General features: G+C 73.0%; 20 protein-coding genes. 7 read left to right on the plus strand and 13 right to left on the minus strand.

Annotated elements, in window-relative coordinates:
- Positions 1 to 95: 95 nt before the first annotated feature.
- The 13 genes from ACTU3I_RS03315 to ACTU3I_RS03375 form a co-directional block, all read right to left on the minus strand.
- Complete coding sequence (locus ACTU3I_RS03315; protein WP_442924197.1) at positions 96 to 482, minus strand: hypothetical protein; 387 nt, start codon at positions 480 to 482, stop codon at positions 96 to 98.
- On the minus strand, positions 472 to 4,479 hold the full coding sequence (gene eccCa, locus ACTU3I_RS03320) for a type VII secretion protein EccCa (RefSeq protein WP_442924198.1): 4,008 nt from the start codon (positions 4,477 to 4,479) through the stop codon (positions 472 to 474). The genes ACTU3I_RS03315 and eccCa overlap by 11 nt, the downstream gene beginning before the upstream one ends.
- Complete coding sequence (locus ACTU3I_RS03325) at positions 4,476 to 5,267, minus strand: hypothetical protein (RefSeq protein ID WP_442924199.1); 792 nt, start codon at positions 5,265 to 5,267, stop codon at positions 4,476 to 4,478. The genes eccCa and ACTU3I_RS03325 overlap by 4 nt, the downstream gene beginning before the upstream one ends.
- On the minus strand, positions 5,264 to 6,601 hold the full coding sequence (locus ACTU3I_RS03330) for an EsaB/YukD family protein (RefSeq protein ID WP_442924200.1): 1,338 nt from the start codon (positions 6,599 to 6,601) through the stop codon (positions 5,264 to 5,266). The genes ACTU3I_RS03325 and ACTU3I_RS03330 overlap by 4 nt, the downstream gene beginning before the upstream one ends.
- Positions 6,598 to 6,870 carry a hypothetical protein gene (locus tag ACTU3I_RS03335; protein WP_442924201.1) on the minus strand — a complete coding sequence of 91 codons (273 nt, stop codon included), beginning with the start codon at positions 6,868 to 6,870 and terminating at the stop codon, positions 6,598 to 6,600. The genes ACTU3I_RS03330 and ACTU3I_RS03335 overlap by 4 nt, the downstream gene beginning before the upstream one ends.
- Positions 6,870 to 7,931, minus strand: a complete 1,062-nt coding sequence (locus ACTU3I_RS03340) for a DUF6177 family protein (RefSeq protein WP_442924202.1) — start codon at positions 7,929 to 7,931, stop codon at positions 6,870 to 6,872. The genes ACTU3I_RS03335 and ACTU3I_RS03340 overlap by 1 nt, the downstream gene beginning before the upstream one ends.
- Entirely contained in the window at positions 7,931 to 8,719 is a 789-nt protein-coding gene (locus ACTU3I_RS03345; protein ID WP_442924203.1) for an FHA domain-containing protein, read from the minus strand. The genes ACTU3I_RS03340 and ACTU3I_RS03345 overlap by 1 nt, the downstream gene beginning before the upstream one ends.
- A 138-nt stretch (positions 8,720 to 8,857) precedes the next feature.
- Positions 8,858 to 9,535 (minus strand): hypothetical protein, encoded by a 678-nt coding sequence (locus ACTU3I_RS03350; RefSeq protein ID WP_442924204.1) that lies wholly within the window; start codon positions 9,533 to 9,535, stop codon positions 8,858 to 8,860.
- The gene (locus ACTU3I_RS03355) at positions 9,532 to 12,771 is read right to left on the minus strand and encodes a hypothetical protein (RefSeq protein WP_442924205.1); all 3,240 of its coding nucleotides are present in this window, start codon (positions 12,769 to 12,771) and stop codon (positions 9,532 to 9,534) included. The genes ACTU3I_RS03350 and ACTU3I_RS03355 overlap by 4 nt, the downstream gene beginning before the upstream one ends.
- Positions 12,771 to 13,115: a DUF6507 family protein gene (locus ACTU3I_RS03360; RefSeq protein ID WP_442924206.1), complete on the minus strand. Its 345-nt coding sequence runs from the start codon at positions 13,113 to 13,115 to the stop codon at positions 12,771 to 12,773. Before ACTU3I_RS03360 ends, ACTU3I_RS03355 begins: the two co-directional genes overlap by 1 nt.
- A 12-nt stretch (positions 13,116 to 13,127) precedes the next feature.
- On the minus strand, positions 13,128 to 13,439 hold the full coding sequence (locus ACTU3I_RS03365) for a pore-forming ESAT-6 family protein (protein WP_442924207.1): 312 nt from the start codon (positions 13,437 to 13,439) through the stop codon (positions 13,128 to 13,130).
- 17 nt (positions 13,440 to 13,456) lie between these two features.
- A complete protein-coding gene (locus ACTU3I_RS03370) occupies positions 13,457 to 13,789 on the minus strand; it encodes a hypothetical protein (RefSeq protein ID WP_442924208.1) in 333 nt (110 codons plus the stop codon).
- A gap of 130 nt (positions 13,790 to 13,919) precedes the next feature.
- Positions 13,920 to 15,257, minus strand: coding sequence for a glutamyl-tRNA reductase (locus ACTU3I_RS03375; protein WP_442924209.1), 1,338 nt, complete (start codon positions 15,255 to 15,257; stop codon positions 13,920 to 13,922).
- Between the two features lie 88 nt (positions 15,258 to 15,345).
- On the opposite strand from ACTU3I_RS03375, the gene ACTU3I_RS03380 reads away from it, so the two are divergent.
- The 7 genes from ACTU3I_RS03380 to hemQ all read left to right on the plus strand — a co-directional run bounded on the left by ACTU3I_RS03380 (position 15,346) and on the right by hemQ (position 20,462).
- Positions 15,346 to 15,894, plus strand: a complete 549-nt coding sequence (locus tag ACTU3I_RS03380; protein ID WP_442924210.1) for a YbaK/EbsC family protein — start codon at positions 15,346 to 15,348, stop codon at positions 15,892 to 15,894.
- Between the two features lie 46 nt (positions 15,895 to 15,940).
- Positions 15,941 to 16,975 carry a uroporphyrinogen decarboxylase gene (hemE, locus tag ACTU3I_RS03385; protein ID WP_442924211.1) on the plus strand — a complete coding sequence of 345 codons (1,035 nt, stop codon included), beginning with the start codon at positions 15,941 to 15,943 and terminating at the stop codon, positions 16,973 to 16,975.
- Positions 16,972 to 18,453: a protoporphyrinogen/coproporphyrinogen oxidase gene (locus ACTU3I_RS03390; protein ID WP_442924212.1), complete on the plus strand. Its 1,482-nt coding sequence runs from the start codon at positions 16,972 to 16,974 to the stop codon at positions 18,451 to 18,453. Before hemE ends, ACTU3I_RS03390 begins: the two co-directional genes overlap by 4 nt.
- A gap of 106 nt (positions 18,454 to 18,559) precedes the next feature.
- Positions 18,560 to 18,967 carry a hypothetical protein gene (locus tag ACTU3I_RS03395; protein ID WP_442924213.1) on the plus strand — a complete coding sequence of 136 codons (408 nt, stop codon included), beginning with the start codon at positions 18,560 to 18,562 and terminating at the stop codon, positions 18,965 to 18,967.
- 1 nt (position 18,968) lies between these two features.
- The gene (locus tag ACTU3I_RS03400; protein WP_442924214.1) at positions 18,969 to 19,379 is read left to right on the plus strand and encodes a phage holin family protein; all 411 of its coding nucleotides are present in this window, start codon (positions 18,969 to 18,971) and stop codon (positions 19,377 to 19,379) included.
- On the plus strand, positions 19,369 to 19,647 hold the full coding sequence (locus ACTU3I_RS03405; RefSeq protein ID WP_442924215.1) for a hypothetical protein: 279 nt from the start codon (positions 19,369 to 19,371) through the stop codon (positions 19,645 to 19,647). Before ACTU3I_RS03400 ends, ACTU3I_RS03405 begins: the two co-directional genes overlap by 11 nt.
- Positions 19,648 to 19,790: 143 nt before the next feature.
- Complete coding sequence (gene hemQ, locus ACTU3I_RS03410) at positions 19,791 to 20,462, plus strand: hydrogen peroxide-dependent heme synthase (protein WP_442924216.1); 672 nt, start codon at positions 19,791 to 19,793, stop codon at positions 20,460 to 20,462.

Raw genomic sequence — 20,462 nt, forward strand, 5'->3', positions numbered from 1 at the left:
GGATCGGGTCATCGCCGCCGGGGATCGGCCGGAGGGGCGGCATCGGCGGGTCCATCCGGAATGCTGACCGCGTCCGGCGGACGCCGCGCCGCGGCTCAGGCCGACGGCGGGGAAACGGCCGGCGGGGGGTTCTGGTGCACGACGAGGCCGCCGGATGCCGCGGCGTCCAGGATCGCCGTCCCCACCAGTCCTCCCTGATGCCACGGCGTGTACGCCTCGGCCCACCACTGCGCATCCGGCGGTGCGGTGATCCCCGGAAGGACACGCGCGAACTCGGCCGGCGTCGGAAGAAGGCGAGGGCGCAGGACCGAGAGCACCACGGTGTCGTCGAAGAGCACCTGGAGCACGGCACCGCCGTCGAGCACCCGCAGCTCGAACTCCGCGGCGTCCTCGCCGGCCTGAGCGTGGACGGATGACGCGCCGCGGGAGATCGCGTCGGCATCCAGGGGAGACGGGGTCAGGGCGATGCTGCTACGAGGCATCCGTCCTCCTCATCGCTCGGCGGGTCGGCGGCACGGTCTCCGGAGTCGGCGCCTCCTCCGGCGGGGACGGGACCGCGGGGGCGTCGCCCGGCCCGGTCGCGAAGTGGGCGACCTGCACCAGCGTGGGGCGCTCGCCACGGCGGGCCAGGCGCCCTCGACCGGCGATCATCGGTTCTGCGTAGAGCTTGGGCAGCAGCTGCCCCTCCGCGCGGTCTCCCGACATGATGAGCGCCGTTCCGCCGGTGTCGCGGATGCCCTGCAGCGCCAGGTCGAACATCGCCCGCGCGGCTCCCGCGACGGGTCTGCTCACGACGACGTTGAGGCGCATGTCGCGCGCGGACGCGAGATACGGCAGCAGCGGACGGAGAGGTTCGGTGCCGCCCGCGGCGAGGATGTCGAAGTCGTCGGCGACCACGAGGATGCGCGGACCTCCGGCGCCGCGGTCGGCGGCCCGCTTCTCGAGCTCGGCCGCGATCGACTCCGCCAGCTGCCGCGCCTGCCGCCCCGAGGTGGCGTGCCCGCCGAGGTAGGCGTCGGGGATGTCGTCGGCGAGCTCGCCGCGCGAGTCCATCAGCGCGATGACGAGCTCCTCGGGGGAGTGGCGGTCGATCGCCCCCTGCACGATGCCGCGGAGGGTCGTCGTCTTGCCGCACCGGCTGTCGCCGAGGACGAGCAGGTGCGGGTCGCGGGAGGCGAGGTCGAGCGCGACCGGCTGCATCGTGTCCTGCCGGATGCCGACGGGGATCTCGTCCGGTTCGTCCAGCGCGTCGGGTAGCTCCGCGACCGAGAGCACCTCGGGCAGGAGGCGGATGGGGGCCGCTTCAGGGCCTTCCCAGCGCGCGGCGGTCTCGCGCGCGATCCGCTCGAGGGCGGCGCCGATGTCGTCGTCCTCCGCTTCCTCCAGAAGCGGCAGCGCGATCTGCGCGAACAGCTTGTCGCCGGTGAGCACACGGCCCGGCTCGTCGGCGCGCAGGGTGGTGGAGAGCTTGCGGGCGATCTGCGAGTCGGCGGGGTCGTTGAGCTTCAGCTCCAGCCGGGTCCCGACGAGGTTCTGCAGGTTCATCCGCAGCTCGCTCCAGCGGGAGAGGGTCATCACGACGTGGATCCCGAAGCTGCCGCCACGCTCGAGCAGCTGCGCCAGCGGCGTCTCGAGGTCTTCGAAGTCGGTGCGCACGGCGCCGAGTCCGTCCACGAGCAGCACGACGTCGGCGCTCGGAAGCTGCGGCAGGCGCCCCGCGGCGTGCTGGCGGCGCATGTCGGCGAGGGAGTCGAGGTTCGCCTCGCGGAAGACGCGCTCGCGCACGGCCAGCATGCCGGTGAGCTCCTCCAGCAGGCGGGAGAGTCGCTCGCGGTGGCCGCGCGTGGCGACCCCGCCGACATGCGGGAACGGCTCGATGCGGGACAGGCCCCCACCGGTGAGGTCCATTCCGTAGACGCTCACCTCGCGCGGTGAGTGCGTGAACGCCAGCGATACGGCGAGCGTGCGGAGGAACGTCGATCGGCCCGACTGCGGTGCGCCCGTGATCGAGACGTGACCGCCGGAGCGCGTGAGGTCGAGAAGCCACGGCGCCTGCTGCTGGCGGCTCGGGTCGTCGAGCAGTCCGATGGGCGCGCGCAGGCCCCCGCCCCCGGGGGACTCGGCGCTGGGCAGCACGCCGCCAAGGGTGAGGACGGGTGGCAGCGGCGGCAGCCACACCGGTCGCGTGCGGGCGACACCGCGCGTGAGGGCGGATGTCGCGGCCTGCACGAGGGTGCGCCCGGTCGCGGGGGCCTCGGGCTCCGCGCTGTCGGCGAGGGCGTCATCCGGCGTCTCGTCCTCCGGAAGGTCGTACGGCGGCAGAGGCAGCACCGGCGGCGCGTCGTCGCGCTGCGGTCCGCGCTCGGCGCGCTCGGGGACGGGCCCGGACACGTACCCGGCGCGGAAGCGCGTGTACACCGAGGTGTCGACCTTGAGGTATCCGAACCCGGGGATGGCGGGCAGGTGGAACGCATCCGGGCTGTCGAGCACGACAGCCGACTCGGCCTCCGAGAAGGTCCGCAGACCGATGCGGTACGACAGGTACGTGTCGAGCCCCCGGAGGCGACCCGCCTCGATGCGCTGGCTCGACAGCAGCAGGTGCACGCCGATCGAGCGGCCGATGCGGCCGATCGTGAGGAGCAGCTCGACGAAGTCGGGCTCGGCGGTGAGGAGCTCGCCGAACTCGTCGATCACGAGGAAGAGGTGCGGGAGGGCAGGCAGGTCGTCGCGCTCGCGCCGCAGCTGGCGGTAGTGGCCGATGGATGCGGCGTTGCCGGCCTCCTTCAGCAGGCGCTGGCGGCGCACGACCTCCCCCTGGATGCTCGCCCGCGCGCGCTCGGTGAGCTGCGGGTCGTCGGCGAGGTTGTCGATGATGCCGGCGACGTGGGGGAGTCCCGCGAACGGCGCGAATGCCGCGCCACCCTTGTAGTCGACGAGGATCATGCTGAGGTCATCCGGCGAGTGCGTGAGCGCGAGGCCGAGCACGAGGGTGCGGAGGAGCTCGCTCTTTCCCGAGCCGGTCGCCCCGATGCAGATGCCGTGCGGCCCCATGCCGAGCTGGGCCGACTCCTTGAGGTCGAGCAGCACGGGCGCGCCACGGTCGTCGATGCCGATCGGGACGCGCAGGAAGTCGCCCGCCGAGCGGGGACGCCAGGCCGTGCGGACGTCGATGGCCTCGACGTCGGCGACGCCGAGCAGCTCGGTGACGTCCGGAGCGAGCACCGTGCCGCTGTCGGTGGCGCTCGTGCGCGTGAGGCGCAGACCCGTCAGCGGGCGCGCGAGAACCTCCAGGAGCGCTGTGCCGACGCGGTCGTGCCGGATGCCGGTGACCGCGTCGTCGCCCGTCCCCGGTGTCTCGACAGTGAGCGCCCCGTCGGCGATCGTCACACGTGACGACACGGCCGACGGCTCCTTGAGCCGGTCGTCGACGAGGTGTACGACGGTGATCCCGAGGTCGGCCAGGTCGAACGCCGAGTCCAGGCGCGGGAGAGCGGAGGCGGCTTCGCCGTCCTCATCGACGAAGATCACGAGGCGTCCGGGCTTGATGCGGCGCCCGGCTCGGCGGTGCGCCGCGGCGGCGGCGATGCGATCGCGCAGCTCGCCGCGCAACAGCGTCAGCAGCTCGGTGAGCGTCGGGGCGACACGGCGCGCCGCGACGGCGCCGGATGCGACATCCGATGCGCTGACGTGGGGCAGCAGGTCGAAGCCCCGCCACTGTCCGTGGGAGCCCTCCGGGATGACAGCGGCCAGGTGGACGTCGTCGGGGGAGTGCAGCGCCGCGATCTGCGCGGCGAGCGCGCGGCACGTCTCGAGCCCGGCGCTGCGGTCGGCGACGATCGACACGGATCCGCCGCGTTCGAGGTCGACGGTCGCCGGCATCCCCTGCGCGATGCCGGCGAGGTGCACCATGCGCTCGGCGGAGTCCCGCATCACCGGGTCGAACGGCTGCACGGGGTTCTGCTCCGGCGGCAGTGCGACCTCGATGGCGCGGAGGTCGCCGGTGCCCACGCGCACGCGCAGGAAGTCGGCGTCGCCGGGGCGCCGCTCCCACCGCCGGGCGGGACTGGCCGCGATCTCGACGAGCGTGGCGGGCGCGGGGTTCAGGGCGAGCGACGCCTCGCGGTGGGCATCCGCCCGGCGGCGCACGTCTTCGCGGGTCTCCTCGAGGTAGTCGAGGTAGCGCTCACGCTGCACGCGCCGCTGCCGTGCGGCGTTGCCGCGCGACGTGAACGCCATCCCCACACCGCCGACGAGAGCCACGACGAGGATGACCGCGCCCACGACGACCATGATCGGGTTGTTGCGCAGCAGCACGATCATGGTGATCGAGGAGAGGCTCCCCACCACGGGGAGCAATGACTGGATGGGGAATCCCGCGGCGTTGTCGCCGAGGGGCGGCGGCGGCGCGAGCGTGACATCGGCCGGCGGGCTGACCGGCTCGGTGATGCGGGCCGGGCGGTGGACGACGCGGAGGGTCATGCGTGCACCTCCGCACCGGTCACCAGTACGGCGGCAAGGGACAACAGAGCCCGGCGAGCGGCGAGGCTCCGCGGCGCACCCGCGCTCCGCAGTCCGGTATCGGACGGGATCGCGAGGACCGGATGGGGTGTGGCGGAGCGCACCGCGCGCGCCACGGCGGCGCCGTCGCCCGTGGCCGACACGAGCGCGAGCACGGGGCGGGGCGCCTCGGGGAGGTCGGCGATCGCCGGCAGCACGGAGCGGGCCTGCTCGGTCGATGCGCGATCGGCGCTGCTCACGACGCACACGATGTCGCACAGTGCCGCGCACGACCCCAGGTCGGCGAGCGGATGGTGCGCGCCGAAGTCGGTCACGGCGATGTCGAAGAATCGCGTGATCGGCGCTGCTTCGGCCAGCCACATCCCCACCGCCCCGTCATCGAGGGGCGGATGCAGCGTCACGACGCCCTCGCGCTCGACGAGGCCGGTGAGTGCCTCGGCGGTGGTCCGCGCCGCCGCGCGCGCCTCACTCGGCGGCGTCGGTTCGGCGCCCAGCGCTCGCGCGAAGGCGCCGTCGGTCGTCGCGTCCACGGCGAGCACGGGCTCGACGCGACGGGCGGCGATCGTGCGTGTCGCCTGGAGCGCCAGGGCGGTGACGGCGGGCTCGGGGCTGAGTGAGACGAAGCCGATGCGACGAGTGGTCGACAGTGCGGAGCGGATGGCTGCGTCCTGCGCGGCGAACCGGCTCTGGGTCCCGACGGCGCTGCCGAACAGCGCCGAAGGAAGACCGCGGACGTCCAGCGCGGTCACGAGGAGCCGCCGAACATGCTGAGCAGCTCGGTATAGATCCCGAGCGCGCCGAGGAGGAGCGGTACGAGCGCGACGACGGCGAGGGTCTCCAGTGTGTTGCCGAGTCCGCGCAGCCGTGCCCGCACGTGCGGACGCGGCGACACGAGCGCGCCCGCTCCGATCGCGAGGGCCGCGACTGCGGCCACGGCAGCGCCCAGCCATCCGCGCCCGCCGGCGAGGTTCACCACGAGCGCCGCCGTGGCGAGCGCGGCGACGGCCACCCACAGCGCCCAGCCCTGCGCGCGGAGGGGGAACGCGCGGAACCGCAGCGCCGCGACGAGGCCGAACGCGAGCGCGAGAAGCCCCGGCCACAGCTCGGCCGTGAGAACGAGCGCGACGCCGGTGGCCCCGAGGACGGCGGCGACAGCGGCGACGCTCCAGGTGAGGGACGCGTACGCATCGTCGATCGCGGTGAGCGCCTGCGTGCGGGCGACGCCCTCGCCACCCGCCGCCCGGCCGTCGAGCGTCGTGAGCCCCGCGGCCGACAGGGCGATCCACGGGAGCGGCCCGGTGGCGAACGCGGCGACCGTGCCGGTGATGGCGGCGGATGCGGTGGCGTCGACCCCCGTGAGCAGCAGGATCAGCAGCAGCGACCCGAGCACGCCGCCGAGGGCGCCGCCCGCGAGCGCCCCGGGCGAGCGCTGCCCGAGCCCCACCCCGCCGAGCACGACCGTCGACAGAGCCGAGATCGCCACCGCCGCGGCGAGAAGGAGCGAACTGCCGGCATCCGCCGCGGCGGAGCTCGCCGCGACCGCGAGAGACAGGGAGACACCGGCGGCGGCGGCGCTCACGCACGCCGCCACCCGGCGCAGGCCCGCCAGCCCGACGCCCGCCGCCACGGCGACGAGTGCGACGAGCACGCCGAGCTGCGCCCATGCCGCGATCTCCGCGGTGCCGTAGGGAGCGAGGAGGCCGCCGACGGCCGATGCCAGGGCGATGGCGCTGCCGGCGACTCCCATGCGGGCGCGGGCGTCCCACCGGTCGGGGCGGGCGTCGTGCGCGTCGGCCGCAGCATCCGTCACATCGATGACGACCGGGGGCGGGGGTGCCGCCTCGAGCCTCACGAGCCGCAGCATCGTACCGTCGAGCAGCTCGAGCTGCGTCGGCGTCCGCGCGATGTCGAGCTGCTCGCCGTCGGGGGTGACGAGTGCCAGCGGACGCGCCACCGTACCCTCCGTCTCCCCGAGCAGCTCCAGCAGGCGGGGGAGGGCTGCCCCGACGGATTCGTCGCTCGGCACGACGACCTCGCAGCGGCCGGACGCGCCGACGACGGTGACGCGGGTGTAGACGCTCACGGAGCCTCCGATGCGGGGGGAGCGACCGTGCGCACGGTCGAGGTGGCGGATTTCGCGGCGGCCTGATCGGCGAGGATCTGGCCGACGAAGGAGATGCCGGCGCACACCGCGCACGCGACGGCGGCGACGATGATCGAGCCGATCAGCCGCTTCATGTGGTCGTTGATGGTGCGGCGCTCGGGGATGTGGCCGTACAGCAGTGCGGCGCCGAGGCGCATCCGCTGGATCTTCGCCTGCTCGACGAGGACCGTGTCGCGCTGATCGGGCATCAGCTGCCCCCCTCTCGTTCGAGAAGGGCGGAGGCGAGGAACGGCGCGAGCCCCAGCATCCGCCACACACGTTCGCGGTCGAGCGGTGCGAGGACCTCGGCGAGGCGCTGCCATCCACCGCCGTCGACCGAGCCGAGCGGGATGAGCACTCCGGGCAGGCGCGGGCTTCCGACTGTCGCACCGCCGACGTCTCCGGTCCACTTCACGGCGTCGACGCCGAGGGCGCGGATACCGGGTGGTCCCACCAGCAGCGCGAGCGGCTCGGGTGGTGGCGACGCCGTCGGGCGCCGGGCGAGATCGGGGGAACCGATCGCGGCGAAGGCCACCCCCATGAGCGGCATGCCGATCGTGGCGGCCGCGGCCAGCAGCTGCCGTCCTCGCTCCCCCACCGTTCCGCGCGCGTCGTCGGCGTCGACCCAGACGCGCGTGGTCTCCTCGAGCCCCTCGCTCGTGCGCGCGACGGCGAGCGTCGCGACCAGCGGATGCGCGCCGCTGGACACCGCGGCCCATCGGCTGTCGGTCGGCATCCGTCGCCGCGACCGCTCGGTGAGGTCGTCGCGGTCCCAGCCGGCCAGCATCGGCTCGAGCGCGCCCCAGTGCTCGGGCGGTGCTCCCGTCGTCTCCTGGGCGATCGACTCGAGAACGCCGCCCAGTCGCACCGGGCGACTCACGCGGTGGCGGGTCGACGCCGTCACGACGAGGTGGAGGCGGTTGCTGATCGTCGCCCGGAGGAACGCCGGGTGCACGCCGTCACGCGACGGATGCGGCGGCAGGTCGAGCACATCGGGGGGAGAGTCGAGGGCGGCGCCGGTGCGCGTGTCGTAGCACCCGTCGGCCGTCGTGCGAACGACCCAGTGGCCGTGAACCGCCGACAGGGCTTCGGCGAGCGGCTGCGTCATGCGCGCGTACTCGCCGGAGACGACCAGGGGCCGGCGACCCTCGGCGGCGGTGCGGCCGAGGAGGTCGCTCATGCCCTGAGTGAGGGCGAGCACGTCGGCGCGGGTCTCGGTGAGGACCCAGTGCTCGCCGGCACCGTCGACGAGGGGGTGATCGGCGCTCATCAGGAGGCCTCCTGCCAGGACGCGTCGTGCACGGTGACGGCCCGGTCGCCGAGTTCGAGCGAGGCGGGCGAGGGCAGCGGCGTCCGCTGGTGCGGAAGCAGCGGCTGGGAGGTGGTGCCGGTGCGCACGAAGGTGCCGTTGGTCGAGCCGAGGTCGGTCACCCACACGCGCGTTCCGTCCCACTCCAGCCGCGCGTGCGATTTCGACAGGGTCCGCGACAGGTCGGGCCACTGGAAGACCTCTGCCGGAGCATCCGCCGGGGCGGAGGGATTGCGCCCCAGGATGAGGGCCGATTCGAGGACGAGCCGCTGCCCGGAGTCCAGCTGGACCAGCGGTGCCCCGGCGCGCGCGGGGCGGCGCGGAAGCGGTGGCTGGGCGAGCCGCTCCGGAAACTGGAACGGTGCCAGGGCGGGGGCGAACGGATCGCGTCCGCGCCGCAGGTCGAAGGTCGCAAGGCCCCGGGAGAACGCGGCCGCGAGGAAGCCGCCGCCCGCGGCGGCGCCGGTCGAGCGCTTGACGGTGCGGACGCCGACGGCGCGGCCCCCGATCGACTGCCCGGTGTGGGCGACCTGGACAAGCGTCGCTGCTCCCAGCGCCGCGGCGACCGCGAGAAGCGCGACGGCGAGTCCGATGTAGCCGGTGACGATCGCGACGACGCCGGATGCCACGAGGGCGAGCGGGATCACGCCGTCGATGAGCGTCGCGCCGGCGATCTGGCCCGCACGGGCGCGAGTGGTGAGCACGAGGGGATCGACGTCGGCCAGACGCAGCGATTCCTGTGTGGTCATCGGTCATCCCCTCCCGGTGAACCTCTCGATCCTAGACGGGCTCGGCGCCGGCGCGGGAGACGGCGGGTGGGGAGTGCGGCCGATCCCGCCGACGCGCTATTGTTCGCGCTTCGATGCGCGCGATGCGCCGGTGCCCCGCTACCGCGAGAAGGGCCGGTAGGTTCGGCGCGCGACCATCTCCTGGAACTCGGCAGCCTGCTCCGGGGTGACCTCCTCCAGCGGCGACTCGAGCCGGTTGACGATGGCCTGCTGGACGCTGCCGTGGACGTCCGGCTTCCAGGAGTCGACATCGCGGAGGACCTGGTCCTCGTGTCCTTCGGGCGTGTAATGGCGGCGAAGGAGCCCGTTGGGCGTGCGATCGGGTCCGAACTGGGCGAAATACCTGTCGAGCTCGCGCGAGAGCGGCCCGGTCGGCTCCAGCGGCACGTCGGCCCGGACCTCTTCGATCGACAGATCCGGGTCATCCGGAAGGACTTCCCGCTCCCACCACGCCTTGTCGACGCGCGGCAGCTCGAGGGCGTCCGCGACGTCGGCGCGCTCGGTGCCCACCAGCACCCTGCCGCGGGCGTTCACCGCGACGGCGACGGACCGGCCGCGGTAGGTGCCCTCGTGCGCGACACGGAACAGACCGTCCAGCTCGGCAGGCGTGACGATCTTGGTGAAGGTTCCGACGCCGTAACGGTCGACGAAGCCTCGGCGGGTGGACTCGGGATCGGTCGAGGTGACGACGAGCCGACCGTGCGTGTCGCGGTTCGCGGCGTAGACCCGATCCTCGACGCGGGCGTACAGGCCGTCCCTCGTCAGGGCGATCGTCACTGCGCACCTCCGATGCGATGGAACTCGCCGTTCGAGAAGACGGCCACCGGCGTCTTGACTCCATTGTCCACCACGGAGATCAGTGCGCCTTCCGGAGGGGTGAATCGGTGGGAGGCGACGAACTCCGGGACCATGATGTCGCCGGGGGCGGCGGTGAACCCGTTCCCGGTGAAGGGCGGCGGCCAGTCGTGCGACCCGCCGAGGCGCGGGGCGTAGGGCACGTCGAAGGTCGCGCCATCCCCGGCCTGGAAGTCGATCACGGCGAAGCTGTCCGCATCCGGCCGCACGAAGGGGCTGTCGGCGTAGTCGAGCCGAAGCTCCTCGACGACGTCGGCCAGCGCGCGTGTGCCGCCGTCGTAGTCGGCGGCGCGCGTCATGAACCCGCCCAGCTGGGAGTACTCCCCGCTGATGTACTTCTCGATGTCTCCGACCGGGATCACCTTCGACATCGCCGTGTCCGGGGTGACCGGCGGCACGGCGTCGCGCAGGTCGCGGATCGCCTCGGCCTGAAGGTCGTCGAGATCCTCGAGCGGTGTCCGGCGGACCTCGTTCGCCTCCGCGGCAGACCAGTGGTGATCGGCGAGCGCGTCGGTGAAGAACGCCTGGTCGTCCACGCCGGCGCCGGCGGGCGCGGGTGACGTGTCGTGGGGAGCGGGGTCCGTGAGGGGGGTGTCGGCCGCGCCGCCGGTCTGCGCATCACCCGGCCAGTCGATGTCGGCGGCGCCGTCGGGCTGATCCACCCGGCCGAAGATCTCGCTCTGCTCCGCCTCGAGGCGGGCCACGGTTTCGCCGTCGAGGCCGGGAAGCCGGGACTGCTCGTAGAGCCCGTGGGCTTCCATCTTCGCGGCGAGGCTCGAGTCGGTGTGGAACTGCACCTCGATGATGCGCCCGCTCTGCGGATCCACCCAGTTGCTGTTGATGCCCTGGTAGCCGTCGGAGCCCCACGTGTTCTTGAGAGCGCCCGTGGGCTCGTAGCCGCGTTCGGTCAGATCGCGGATGATGCCGTTCACCCCGGAGGCGTACGCGTCGTCGGCGACCACGAAGGTGTAGCGGATGCTGTCCTTCATGCCGCTGACGACCGGGCCGGCCGGCGCGCCCGGCGCCATCTGGTCGAGCTCCGTCGCGACCTTGCGGTACATCGACTCGTCGCCCTTGAGCCGGTACTCGAGCCCCTCCAGCCGGGCGCCGGGGTGCGCGGACTGCACGGACTGGATGTCGGCGGTGATGCGCGACTCCGCGGCGCGAGAGCCGTCGAGGTACTCGTCGACCGCGGCCTTCTGCTCGGGCGACAGCGACAGGTCGGCCCCCTCGGAACTGGTCCAGCCGTCGTCGCCGGCGCCGTTCCCCTCGGCTGCGCTCGCGCCGCCGGTCGGGCCGTCGCCGTCGCCGGTCGACCCGGCACCGGAGTCGCCCGGTGCCGACGAGGCGTCGGTGGCGTCAGCTGCGCCCGACCCGCCGTCGCCGTCCCCGCTCGGGCCGCCGTCTCCCGCGTCGCCGTGCGTGGCACCCGACCCGCCATGACCCCCGGTCGCGTTGCCGTCGCCGGTCCCGCCCGTGGTGGTCTCGGGGTCGCGGATGACGGCGGAGTCGCCGCCGGTGCCGCCGGTCTCGGTGCGCACCGGCGCGTCGTCGACGAGGGAGTCGACCGCGCCGGCGCCGGTCTCGCCGCGGACACCGCCGGCGTTGACCAGCTCGGGTTCGCGCACGGGCGCCGTCACCCCGGCATCCGCGCCGCCGTCGCCTGCGCGGATGCCGCCGTTGAACGCTCCGTCGGGAAGCTCGATGACGCCGCCGGGGAACTCCAGTACGGAGGTGCCGTTCGCGTCGACTCGCGCGTAGACGTCGTTGGTGTTCACTCCCCACTCGTCGAGCGCGCGCAACGCCGAGTCCACGTCCATCGCGGTGTACACCTCGGGATGACCGAGGTTCACGTCGGCAGGCTTGATGTCGAGCTTGCCGATGAGGTTGTCGAGGCTCCCGAGGGCGGCGCCGCCGAGCTTGAGGGTGCCGTTGAGAGCCCACGACGCGGGGTCGACCATGTCGGTGAAGCGGGCGATCTTCGACAGGACGGATGCGGCAGTTCCGGCGGTCTTCACGCCGGCGATGGCCGCGCCCCCGGGGATGAGGGCGGTGCCGATGTTGAACACCGATTCGCCGAGCGCCGTGCCGGGGTCGTCCTGCCACTTGTCCCACGCGATGAGCGCCTTGCCGGCGTTGATCGCGGTCTCATCGGCCTGCGCCTTGAAGTCGCGCACCTCCTGCGGGAGGAACCCGCCGCCGCCGAACTGCTCCATCATCGAGTCAGCCTGGAACAGCGGCGCCAGGACGCCGGTGTTCATCGCGCCCGCCGCGACGATCATGCCGAGGCCGGTCCACGCGCCGCCCCACACCTCGCCGTCGAAGAAGCCCCCCGTCTCGGGGTTGTAGCCGAGGACCAGCGTGCCGAGGCCCTCGACGGTACCCCAGATGCCGTTCACGACGATGCCTTCCCACAGGAAGTCCTTGAAGACGAAGTTCGCCGTCGCCTCACCGCATCCCTCGGTGCGTTCGACCTCTGCGCCCCAGGGCATCTCGGTGCCCTCGGGGATCTCGTCCAGGCCGTACGCGAGCGGGTCGTCCTCGGACTGCGCCGAGCGCAGCGGATCGGCGCCGTAGAGGGCGCGGATCTTGTTCGCGCAGTCGCGCTCGGCCTCCCACAGCAGCACCTGCTGCGCGTTGACGTCGCGGATGAGATCGTTGTTGCGGTCGACGTACTCCTGGACCTCGTGCCACTCCTTCGTGACCGTGCGGTACTGCTCGACATCCGAGTCCGTCGTCGCGCCGTAGGCGTTCCACGAGCCGGAGTACTGCGCCGACTGCCAGGCGGGGTTGACCTCCCGCACGCTCACCCCGCCGGCGATCTCGGCGCGGAACGCCTCGGCGTCCAGTCGCAACTGGTCCAGGGCGGTCTTGATCGGCCGTACCGCTTCGGCGAAGTCCGCCAGCGCCGAGGACACCGTGGTGAGGTTGTCGCCCACGAGCGTGGCCTGCGAGTTCACCGGCGACATCAGGTCCAGGACGGTGCCCGACTCGGGCGCGACGTACACCGCGGCCATGCCCTGCCACTTGCGGTGCACCGCGGCGCCGTGATCGCGCACCTGCGTCGCGATGGTCGACACGGTGCCGGCGTTGGTGGCGATCGCGTCGGGGTCGATGTCCTTGCCCGGGATCGCGGAGGGGTCGATTGCAGAAGGCATCAGATGGCTCCGCGGGGGAGGTCGGGAGGGAAGACGGTGGCGTGGGCGGCCGTCTGCGCGTTGGCCGCCATCTCGAGGTCGCCGTTCACGTACGCCTGCGTCGCCTCGACGACGCCGGATGCCGCGGCACCGATGCGCGTGCTCATGCCTTGGATGCGCGGGCCTTCCAGCTGCTGGAAGTACGACTGCACAGCGTCAGCGATCGCGGCGGACTGCGTGGCGGTGACGCCGCCCTCCAGGGCGGGCGTCAGACCGTTCAACGCGGTGCCGAGGGCCTCGGCATCCACGTTGACGTCTTGCAGTACGGCGACGACCCCGGACGGCTGGATGCTCCAACTCGTCATGGGTCCCTACGATCAGCCGATGGATTCGACGGCGGCGCGTGCCTTGCTCAGAGCGGTCTGGGCCGACTCGTCGTTGCGCTCGAGAGAGGAACGCAGCGTCTGGATGATTCCGCGCACCTCGGCGGCGGCGTTCTTCCAGCGCAGTTCCTTCGCACGGTAGTCCTCGGACACGCCTTCGGCCGCGTAGTCCGACATCGCGGCATTCACGTCGCGGTCGTGCTGGTCGATCAGTGTCTCGAGCTGAGACGCGACGCGGTTGAAGTTGTCCTGAGCATTCTGCGATGCCGCGATGTTGTAGTCGCGGCGGTCACCCTGGTTGGCCATGTCTGATGTCCTTCCGGTCAGCGGGCGCCGAAGCGCGCGGCGTCGAACGAAGATCCGGATTCGAGGCTGGTGGTCGAGTCGACCATGTCGGACTCGCCCTCCTGGAACGAGCGGTCCATGCCGCCGATACCACCGAGCACGCCGTCCAGGGCGAGCTTGAGCTCACCCGAGATGGCGTCGGTGCGTGACTTGAAGCGATCGAAGGCGGCACGGCCTGCGCCCTGGAACTGGCCTTCGAGCGGCTCGGCCGCCTCGAGCAGCTGGCGCACCAGCAGCGCGAGTTCGTCACTCGAACCCGAAGTGGCCTTGCCGAGCACTCCGAGCGTGTCGGATCCCATCGCGAACTTCATGTCGTCCCCATTCCTTTGCCCTCGTCGATCAGACGTCGCCGTCCCAGGGTATGCAACGATGCCCGCGGCAAACAGACAGATGAGAAAGATTTCCTGTTGTGCTAAAAGCGCGACGCCTGTGCGGGGGCCCTCAGGCGACCCCGGCGTCCCCGGATGCCGCCTCGTCCACGTCGTCGGCGACGTCGATGCCGAACACCGTCGACAGGGCGGCGAGATACTCGTCGCCGCGCCCCTGCTCGGCCAACGCGTGAGCGCGCGCGGTCGGCGTGTGAAGCAGCACGCCGACGAGGTGGCGCAGCGCCTGCTCGGTGCGGCCGTCGTCGTCGCCGCGTGCCTGGGCGCGCGCGATCTCGGCGTCGAGGGCCGCGAACGCGCTCGTGCGGAGGGCGACCACTCCCGGCGTGACGCTGCGGCGCTCACCGGCGACCGCGAACCGGCGGGCGGCCGAGCGCACCACTTCGCGTGCCGCATCCGTCGCCTGCAGCTCCTCGAGCGGGGCGTGGAGGCGGATCGTCTCGAGGTCGAGCACGTCCGTGCCGGCGACCGTCGCGACATCGGGGTCGACGTTGCGGGGAAGGCCGAGATCGATGACGATGCGGCGCGACGGCGGCGTCGGCGCGTGCCCGGTGGCGGCCGGCGCACCGGCCAGAGCGGTCTCGAACCCGCCGACCCCCGCCGCGAGCGTCGCGGCGCTGAGCACCGGATGCTCGGCCGAGGTGCACGTGATGATGAGATCGGCGTGCGCCGTTGCGGAGGGGTAGCGCTCGGCGGCCACGACGGAGAGGCCGTGCTTGGCGGCGAACTTCGCACCGCGTCCGGACGGGGAGTAGACGGAGATGTCTTCGGCGCCGTGGTCCCGCAGCGCTGCGACCGTCGCCGCGGCGTACGAGCCGGTGCCGACGAGGAGGACGCGCAGCCTCGCCCAGTCGGCGATGCGGCTGTCGGCCAGTTCGAGAGCCAGGCGCACGAGCGAGCGACCGGCGCGGCCGAGCGCGGTGGAGTTCTTCACGCCGCGCTGCGCCTCGGAGGCGCGCTGGAACAGACGCTCGAGCTCCGCGGACGTCGCCCCGAGCCGACGCGACTCGCTCAGCGACCGGCGCACCTGGCCGGCGATCTCGCCCTCCCCGACGACGACGGATTCGAGCCCGGATGCCACCGCGAACAGGTGCTCGGCGACGTCGTCTCCGCCGAGCACCTCGTACGATCCGGCAAGCTCCTCGGCGGGTACACCGGTCGCCTGCTCGATCGCGGCGAAGGTGGCCTCCAGCCCCACGGCGGATGCGGCGGTCACCGGCTCGTCCATGTCGACGTAGGCCTCGAAGCGGTTGCACGTCGCGACCACGACGGCGCCCTGCACGCATTCGGAGTGCGCCGCGATCAGAGGCGCGATCGGGGTCGCGGGGACGCTGAGGCGCTCGAGCAGCTCGAAGGACGCGGTCTTGTGACTCGCGGAGACGCACAACAGCACGAGACGAGATTCTACCCGCGCCCCCCGGCAGCGGATCGGCCGGTCGCTCGACGGCGAGGCATCCGCCCGCCGTTCCTACACTGGTCGCGTGCATTGGTCTGCCGCCGGATCCCTCTCACCCGTCCCCGCGCTCGAGCGTCGCGACCTCCTGCCGCTGCGGGTGGCCGCCGCCGTCCTCGCGCTCAACCCCGATGCCGCGACCTCCGTCGGCGTGGCGGAGATCGATCCGCAGCTGGCCGACACGGCGGCGTTCTGCGAGCGCTACGGCTCGCCCCTGGACCGCAGCGCCAACTGCGTCGTCATCAAGGGCAAACGCGGCGGGGACGTGCGATTCGCCGCGTGCGTCGTGCTCGCCACCACGCGCGCCGACGTCAACGGCCTCGTCCGCCGCCGCCTCGACGTGCGGAGCGCCTCGTTCGCCCCGACCGAGGAAGCGGTCACTCTCACCGGCATGGAGTTCGGCGGGATCACCCCGCTCGGCCTGCCCGCGGAGTGGCCGATCCTCATCGACGCCGCGGTCGCGGCATCCGACGGCGTCGTCGTAGGAGCAGGCGTCCGCGGCGCGAAACTCTTCCTCCCCGGACCGGTGCTCGCGGCACTCCCCGGCGCCGAGGTGATCGAGAACCTCGGCCGCTGACCCGGGCCCCGCTCGGCGCGCAGGGAGCGGATGGGAGGATGGGGCCATGGCCGCTGCCGACGCCCCGCTCCTCCGCGCCCTGCGCGGCGACCGCCCCGAACGAACGCCCGTGTGGTTCATGCGGCAGGCCGGGCGCTCGCTCCCGGAGTACCGCGAGCTCCGCGTCGGCACGCGGATGCTGGACGCCTGCCTCACGCCGGACCTCGCAGCCGAGATCACGCTCCAGCCGGTGCGCCGCCACGGCGTCGATGCCGGCATCTTCTTCAGCGACATCGTGATTCCGCTCCGCCTCGCCGGGATCGAGGTGGAGATCCAGCCTGGGCGCGGGCCGGTGTTCGCCGATCCCGTGCGCAGCGCCGCCGATGTCGCGCGGGTGACCGCGATCGACCCGGAGCGGGTCGCCGAGGCGGCCGGGCCCGTGCGCGAGGCGGTGCGCCTGGTCACCGCAGAGCTCGGCGACACCCCGCTCATCGGCTTCGCGGGCGCGCCCTTCACTCTCGCCGCGTACCTCGTGGAAGGCGGGCCCTCGAAGGAGCACCTCCGCGCCCGGGCGATGATGCACGCCGACCCCCGCGCGTGGCACCGGCTCGCGGAGTGGCTCGCGGCGGTGTCGGCCGCGTTCCTGCGCGCGCAGATCGAGGGCGGCGCATCCGCGGTGCAGCTGTTCGACTCGTGGGCGGGGTCGCTGTCCACCGCCGACTACCGCGCCTTCGCCGCGCCGCACTCCCGGGCGGCCCTCGAGGACGTGACGGTCCCGCGCATCCACTTCGGCGTCGGCACCGGCCCGTTCCTGGATGCCATGCGGCTGGACGGCGTCGCCGACGCGGTGGGCGCCGACTGGCGGATGCCGTTGAACGAGGCCGCCGCGCTCCTCGGCCGAGACGTCACGGTGCAGGGGAACCTCGACCCGGCACTGCTGACCGCCCCCGCCGATGTGCTCTTCGCCGCGGTCGACGACGTGCTCGCGCGCGGACGGGCAGCTCGCGCGCACATCTTCAACCTCGGTCACGGGGTGCCGCCCGAGACCGATCCCGATGTCCTCAGCCGCATCGTCGCACGCGTTCACGGGGAGGCGGTGTGAGCGACGACGGCAGCGCCGACCCCGCCGTGCTGCGGCGCCTCGCCGGGGCGGCGCAGGGCCGCTCGGTCGTGGTCGTCGGAGGCGGGATCGCGGGCCTCGTCGCCGCGCACGAGTGCGTCAAAGTGGGACTAACTGTCACGCTGCTCGAGCGCGGTGCGCACCTGGGCGGCGTGGTGCGCGCCGCCGAGGTCGACGGGCTCCTTCTCGACGTCGGCGCCGAGAGCTACGCCACGCGCGGCGGCGTCGTGCGAGCGCTCATCGACGACCTCGGCCTCGCCGACGCGGTCACGACGCCGCGCCCCGGCGGTGCGTGGGTCGCCGGGCTTCCCGGTGGCGCGGCGGCGCCGCTTCCGCGCGGCGGAGTACTCGGCATCCCGGAGAACCCCTGGGCGCCCGACGTCCGCCGGATCATCGGGTGGAACGGCGCGTGGCGCGCGTACCTCGACCGCCTGCGCCCGCCGCTCACGATCGGGCACCAGCACTCCCTCGGCACGCTCGTGCGGTCACGGATGGGCGCGCGCGTGCTCGACCGCCTGGTCGCGCCGGTGACGGGCGGGGTGTACTCCGCTCGCCCCGACGACATCGACGTCGACCTCGCCGCGCCCGGTCTGAACGCGGCGCTCACCCGCGCGGGCTCGTTGGGCGGCGCGGTCGCAGAGCTGCGCGAGGGGCGCACTGCCGCGCCCGGCGCGGCGGTCGAGGGGCTCGTCGGCGGGATGTCGCGGCTGGTGACAGCGCTCGCCGATCGCGCGAGCGAGCTCGGCGCGCACCTGCGCACCGGCGTCGAGACCACCTCCATCCGCCGCGACGACGACGGCTGGATCGTGGTCACCGCCGACGCCGAGACGCCCGAGATCCGCGCCGATGCCGTCATCGTGTCGGTCGACGAACCCGCCGCCCGGCGCCTGCTGGCCCCCGTCGCGCCCGGCCTGGACGCCGAGTCGGGGCCTGCGCCCGTGGTGGAGGTCGTCACGCTCGTCGTCGACAGCGCCGATCTCGACCCCGCTCCGCGCGGGTCGGGCGTCCTGGTCGTGCCGGGCGCCCGTGCCGCGAAGGCGCTCACGCATTCCACGGCGAAGTGGGACTGGGTCGCGGCGGCCGCCGGTCCCGCACGCCACGTCGTTCGCGTGTCGTTCGGCGCCCAGGGCGAAGAACCCGCGACCGCCGGCCTCGACGACGATGCCGCAGCCGCGCTGGCCCTCGCCGAGGCGTCGGCTCTGCTCGGCGTCGCCCTCCCTGCGACGACGCTGCGCGGGGCCCGTCGGGAGCGGTATGCGCAGGCCCAGCCGGCCGCGACCATCGGCCGGGCGGCCGCCACATCCGCGGCCCGCGTCGCCATCTCGGCGGTCCCCGGCCTCGGGGCGGCGGGAGCGTGGCTCTCGGGCACCGGACTCGCGCAGGTCGTGCCCGACGCGCGGGCCGAAGCCGACCGCATCCGCTCGGCTCTGCTGTGGCGCCCGGAGACCCTCGGCGCGTGACCCTGCCTCCGTGGTGGAGGGATGTCAAGGGCGAATGCCGCGCGCGGCATACAGCGATACTGTGAGACGCGACCGCACCTCCATCCATGATCGTGAGGAGAGCTTCATGAAGGGCAAGGTAGGACTCGTCATCGGCCTGGCCGCCGGGTATGTGCTCGGCAGCCGCGCAGGGCGCGAACGGTACGAGCAGATCAAGACGCAGGCGGAGAAGATCTGGCACACCGACCCGGTTCAGAAGCAGGTCGACAAGGCGAAGGCGTTCGGCGCTTCCGCTGCCAAGGTCGTTCCCGGGGCGCTGTGGGACGGCGCCAAGCGCGTCACGAGCGCCGCCAGCGGCTCGGGCTCCGTGCAGGAGAAGGCCCAGCGCGCCGGCTCGGCCGCCAAGTCGGCGGCGAAGGACGTCGCGAACGCCGTGGACGACTCGCTCGACGAGGCGGAGAAGGCAGCCGGCGAGAGCTCGTCCGGATCGTCCGGCAGCAAGAGCTCGTCGAGCTCATCTTCCGCCAACAGCTGAGATGACGACACCACGCGGCTTCCGCGATCGCGCGGACGAGAGCCTGTTCACGCTGCTCGGGGACATCCCCGAGCTCGTGCGCAACCTCGTCGTCGCCGAGATCAACGCGGCGAAGAACTGGCTCGCCAAGACGGCGAAGGACGCCGGGATCGGCGCCGGATGGTTCGTCGGCGCGCTCTTCGTGCTGTTCTGGTCGCTGCCGGTGTTCTTCGCCTTCGTCATCGCCGGACTCTCGTCGTGGTGGCCGGTCTGGCTGTCGGCGCTCGTCGTCTTCGGCGGGATGCTGGTGATCGTGGCGATCCTGGCGCTCCTCGGTATCCTGCGGTTCAAGAAGCTCGGCAAGCGCGACAATCCGGGCCAGGCAGTGGCCGCAGACATCCGCATCGTGAAGGAGGCCGGCGATGAGCGTTGATCGCCCCCTGCCCGTACCGCGGACGGCGGTGCCGCTGGGCATCTCCGACCCGGTCGAGAAGGCCCGCGCGGAGCTGAAGGCGACGCTCGCCGCCATCGAGGTCAAGGGCAACCTGCCTCGGCGCATGGGACGTGCCGTCGACAAGGGCGTGGCGCGCGTGCGGGAGTTCCGCCGCACCAATCCCGCCGGAGCGGCGGCCGCCGTCGTCGGCGCGGCGGCGGCGACGGGCCTCGTCGTCTGGGCACTGGTCCGCGCGTACACGCGCTGAGCCCGGCCGCGCGTTCCCGCGAGCGTTTCCGCTCGCTCGTCCGCCATGGCGACGCGCCGCGGCGTGTCGCGGGCATCTGAAACGAGCGAACGGGCGGGATGCCGCGGTTTGGCGGCGCGAGACGAGCGGGGGAGACTGGGAAGATGTCCGAAGAATCTTCCGCATCCGTCTTCACGCTCTGGGCCGTCCTGCGGCGAGACCCGGCGACCCCGGTAGCCGAGCCGGATGCGACCGAGCTCGCGGACATCGTCGAGCTCATCGAGGCTGGCGGAGTGACGGTGCGCGGCTTCTACGACGTCAGCGGACTGCGCGCCGACGCCGACCTGATGATCTGGCTGCACGGCGCAGACCCCCAGGCGCTGCAGCGCGACCTCCGGCGCCTTCGCCGCACCGAGCTGCTGCGACCGCTGCTGCCGGTGTGGAACGCGATGGGCGTGCATCGAGACGCCGAGTTCAACCGCGCTCACGTGCCCGGCTTCCTCCGCGGCGAGCGGGCGCGCGACTGGCTGTGTGTGTATCCGTTCGTGCGCAGTTACGAGTGGTACCTGCTTCCCGAGGACGAGCGGCGCACGATGCTCGCGGAGCACGGTCGCAAGGGCGCGAGATTCACCGGGGTCGTCGCCAACACCGTCGCCGCGTTCGCCCTCGGCGACTACGAGTGGCTGCTCCCCATGGAGGCCGACGTGCTCACGGACCTCGTCGACATGATGCGCGACCTGCGCTACACCGACGCGCGCCGTCACGTGCGCGAGGAAGTGCCGTTCTACACCGGGCGTCGCATCGAACCGCACGAGGTGCCCGAGGTGCTGCAGTGA

Origin of the sequence: Microbacterium sp. RD1, from assembly GCF_052220165.1 — a bacterium.
Lineage (GTDB): Bacteria > Actinomycetota > Actinomycetes > Actinomycetales > Microbacteriaceae > Microbacterium.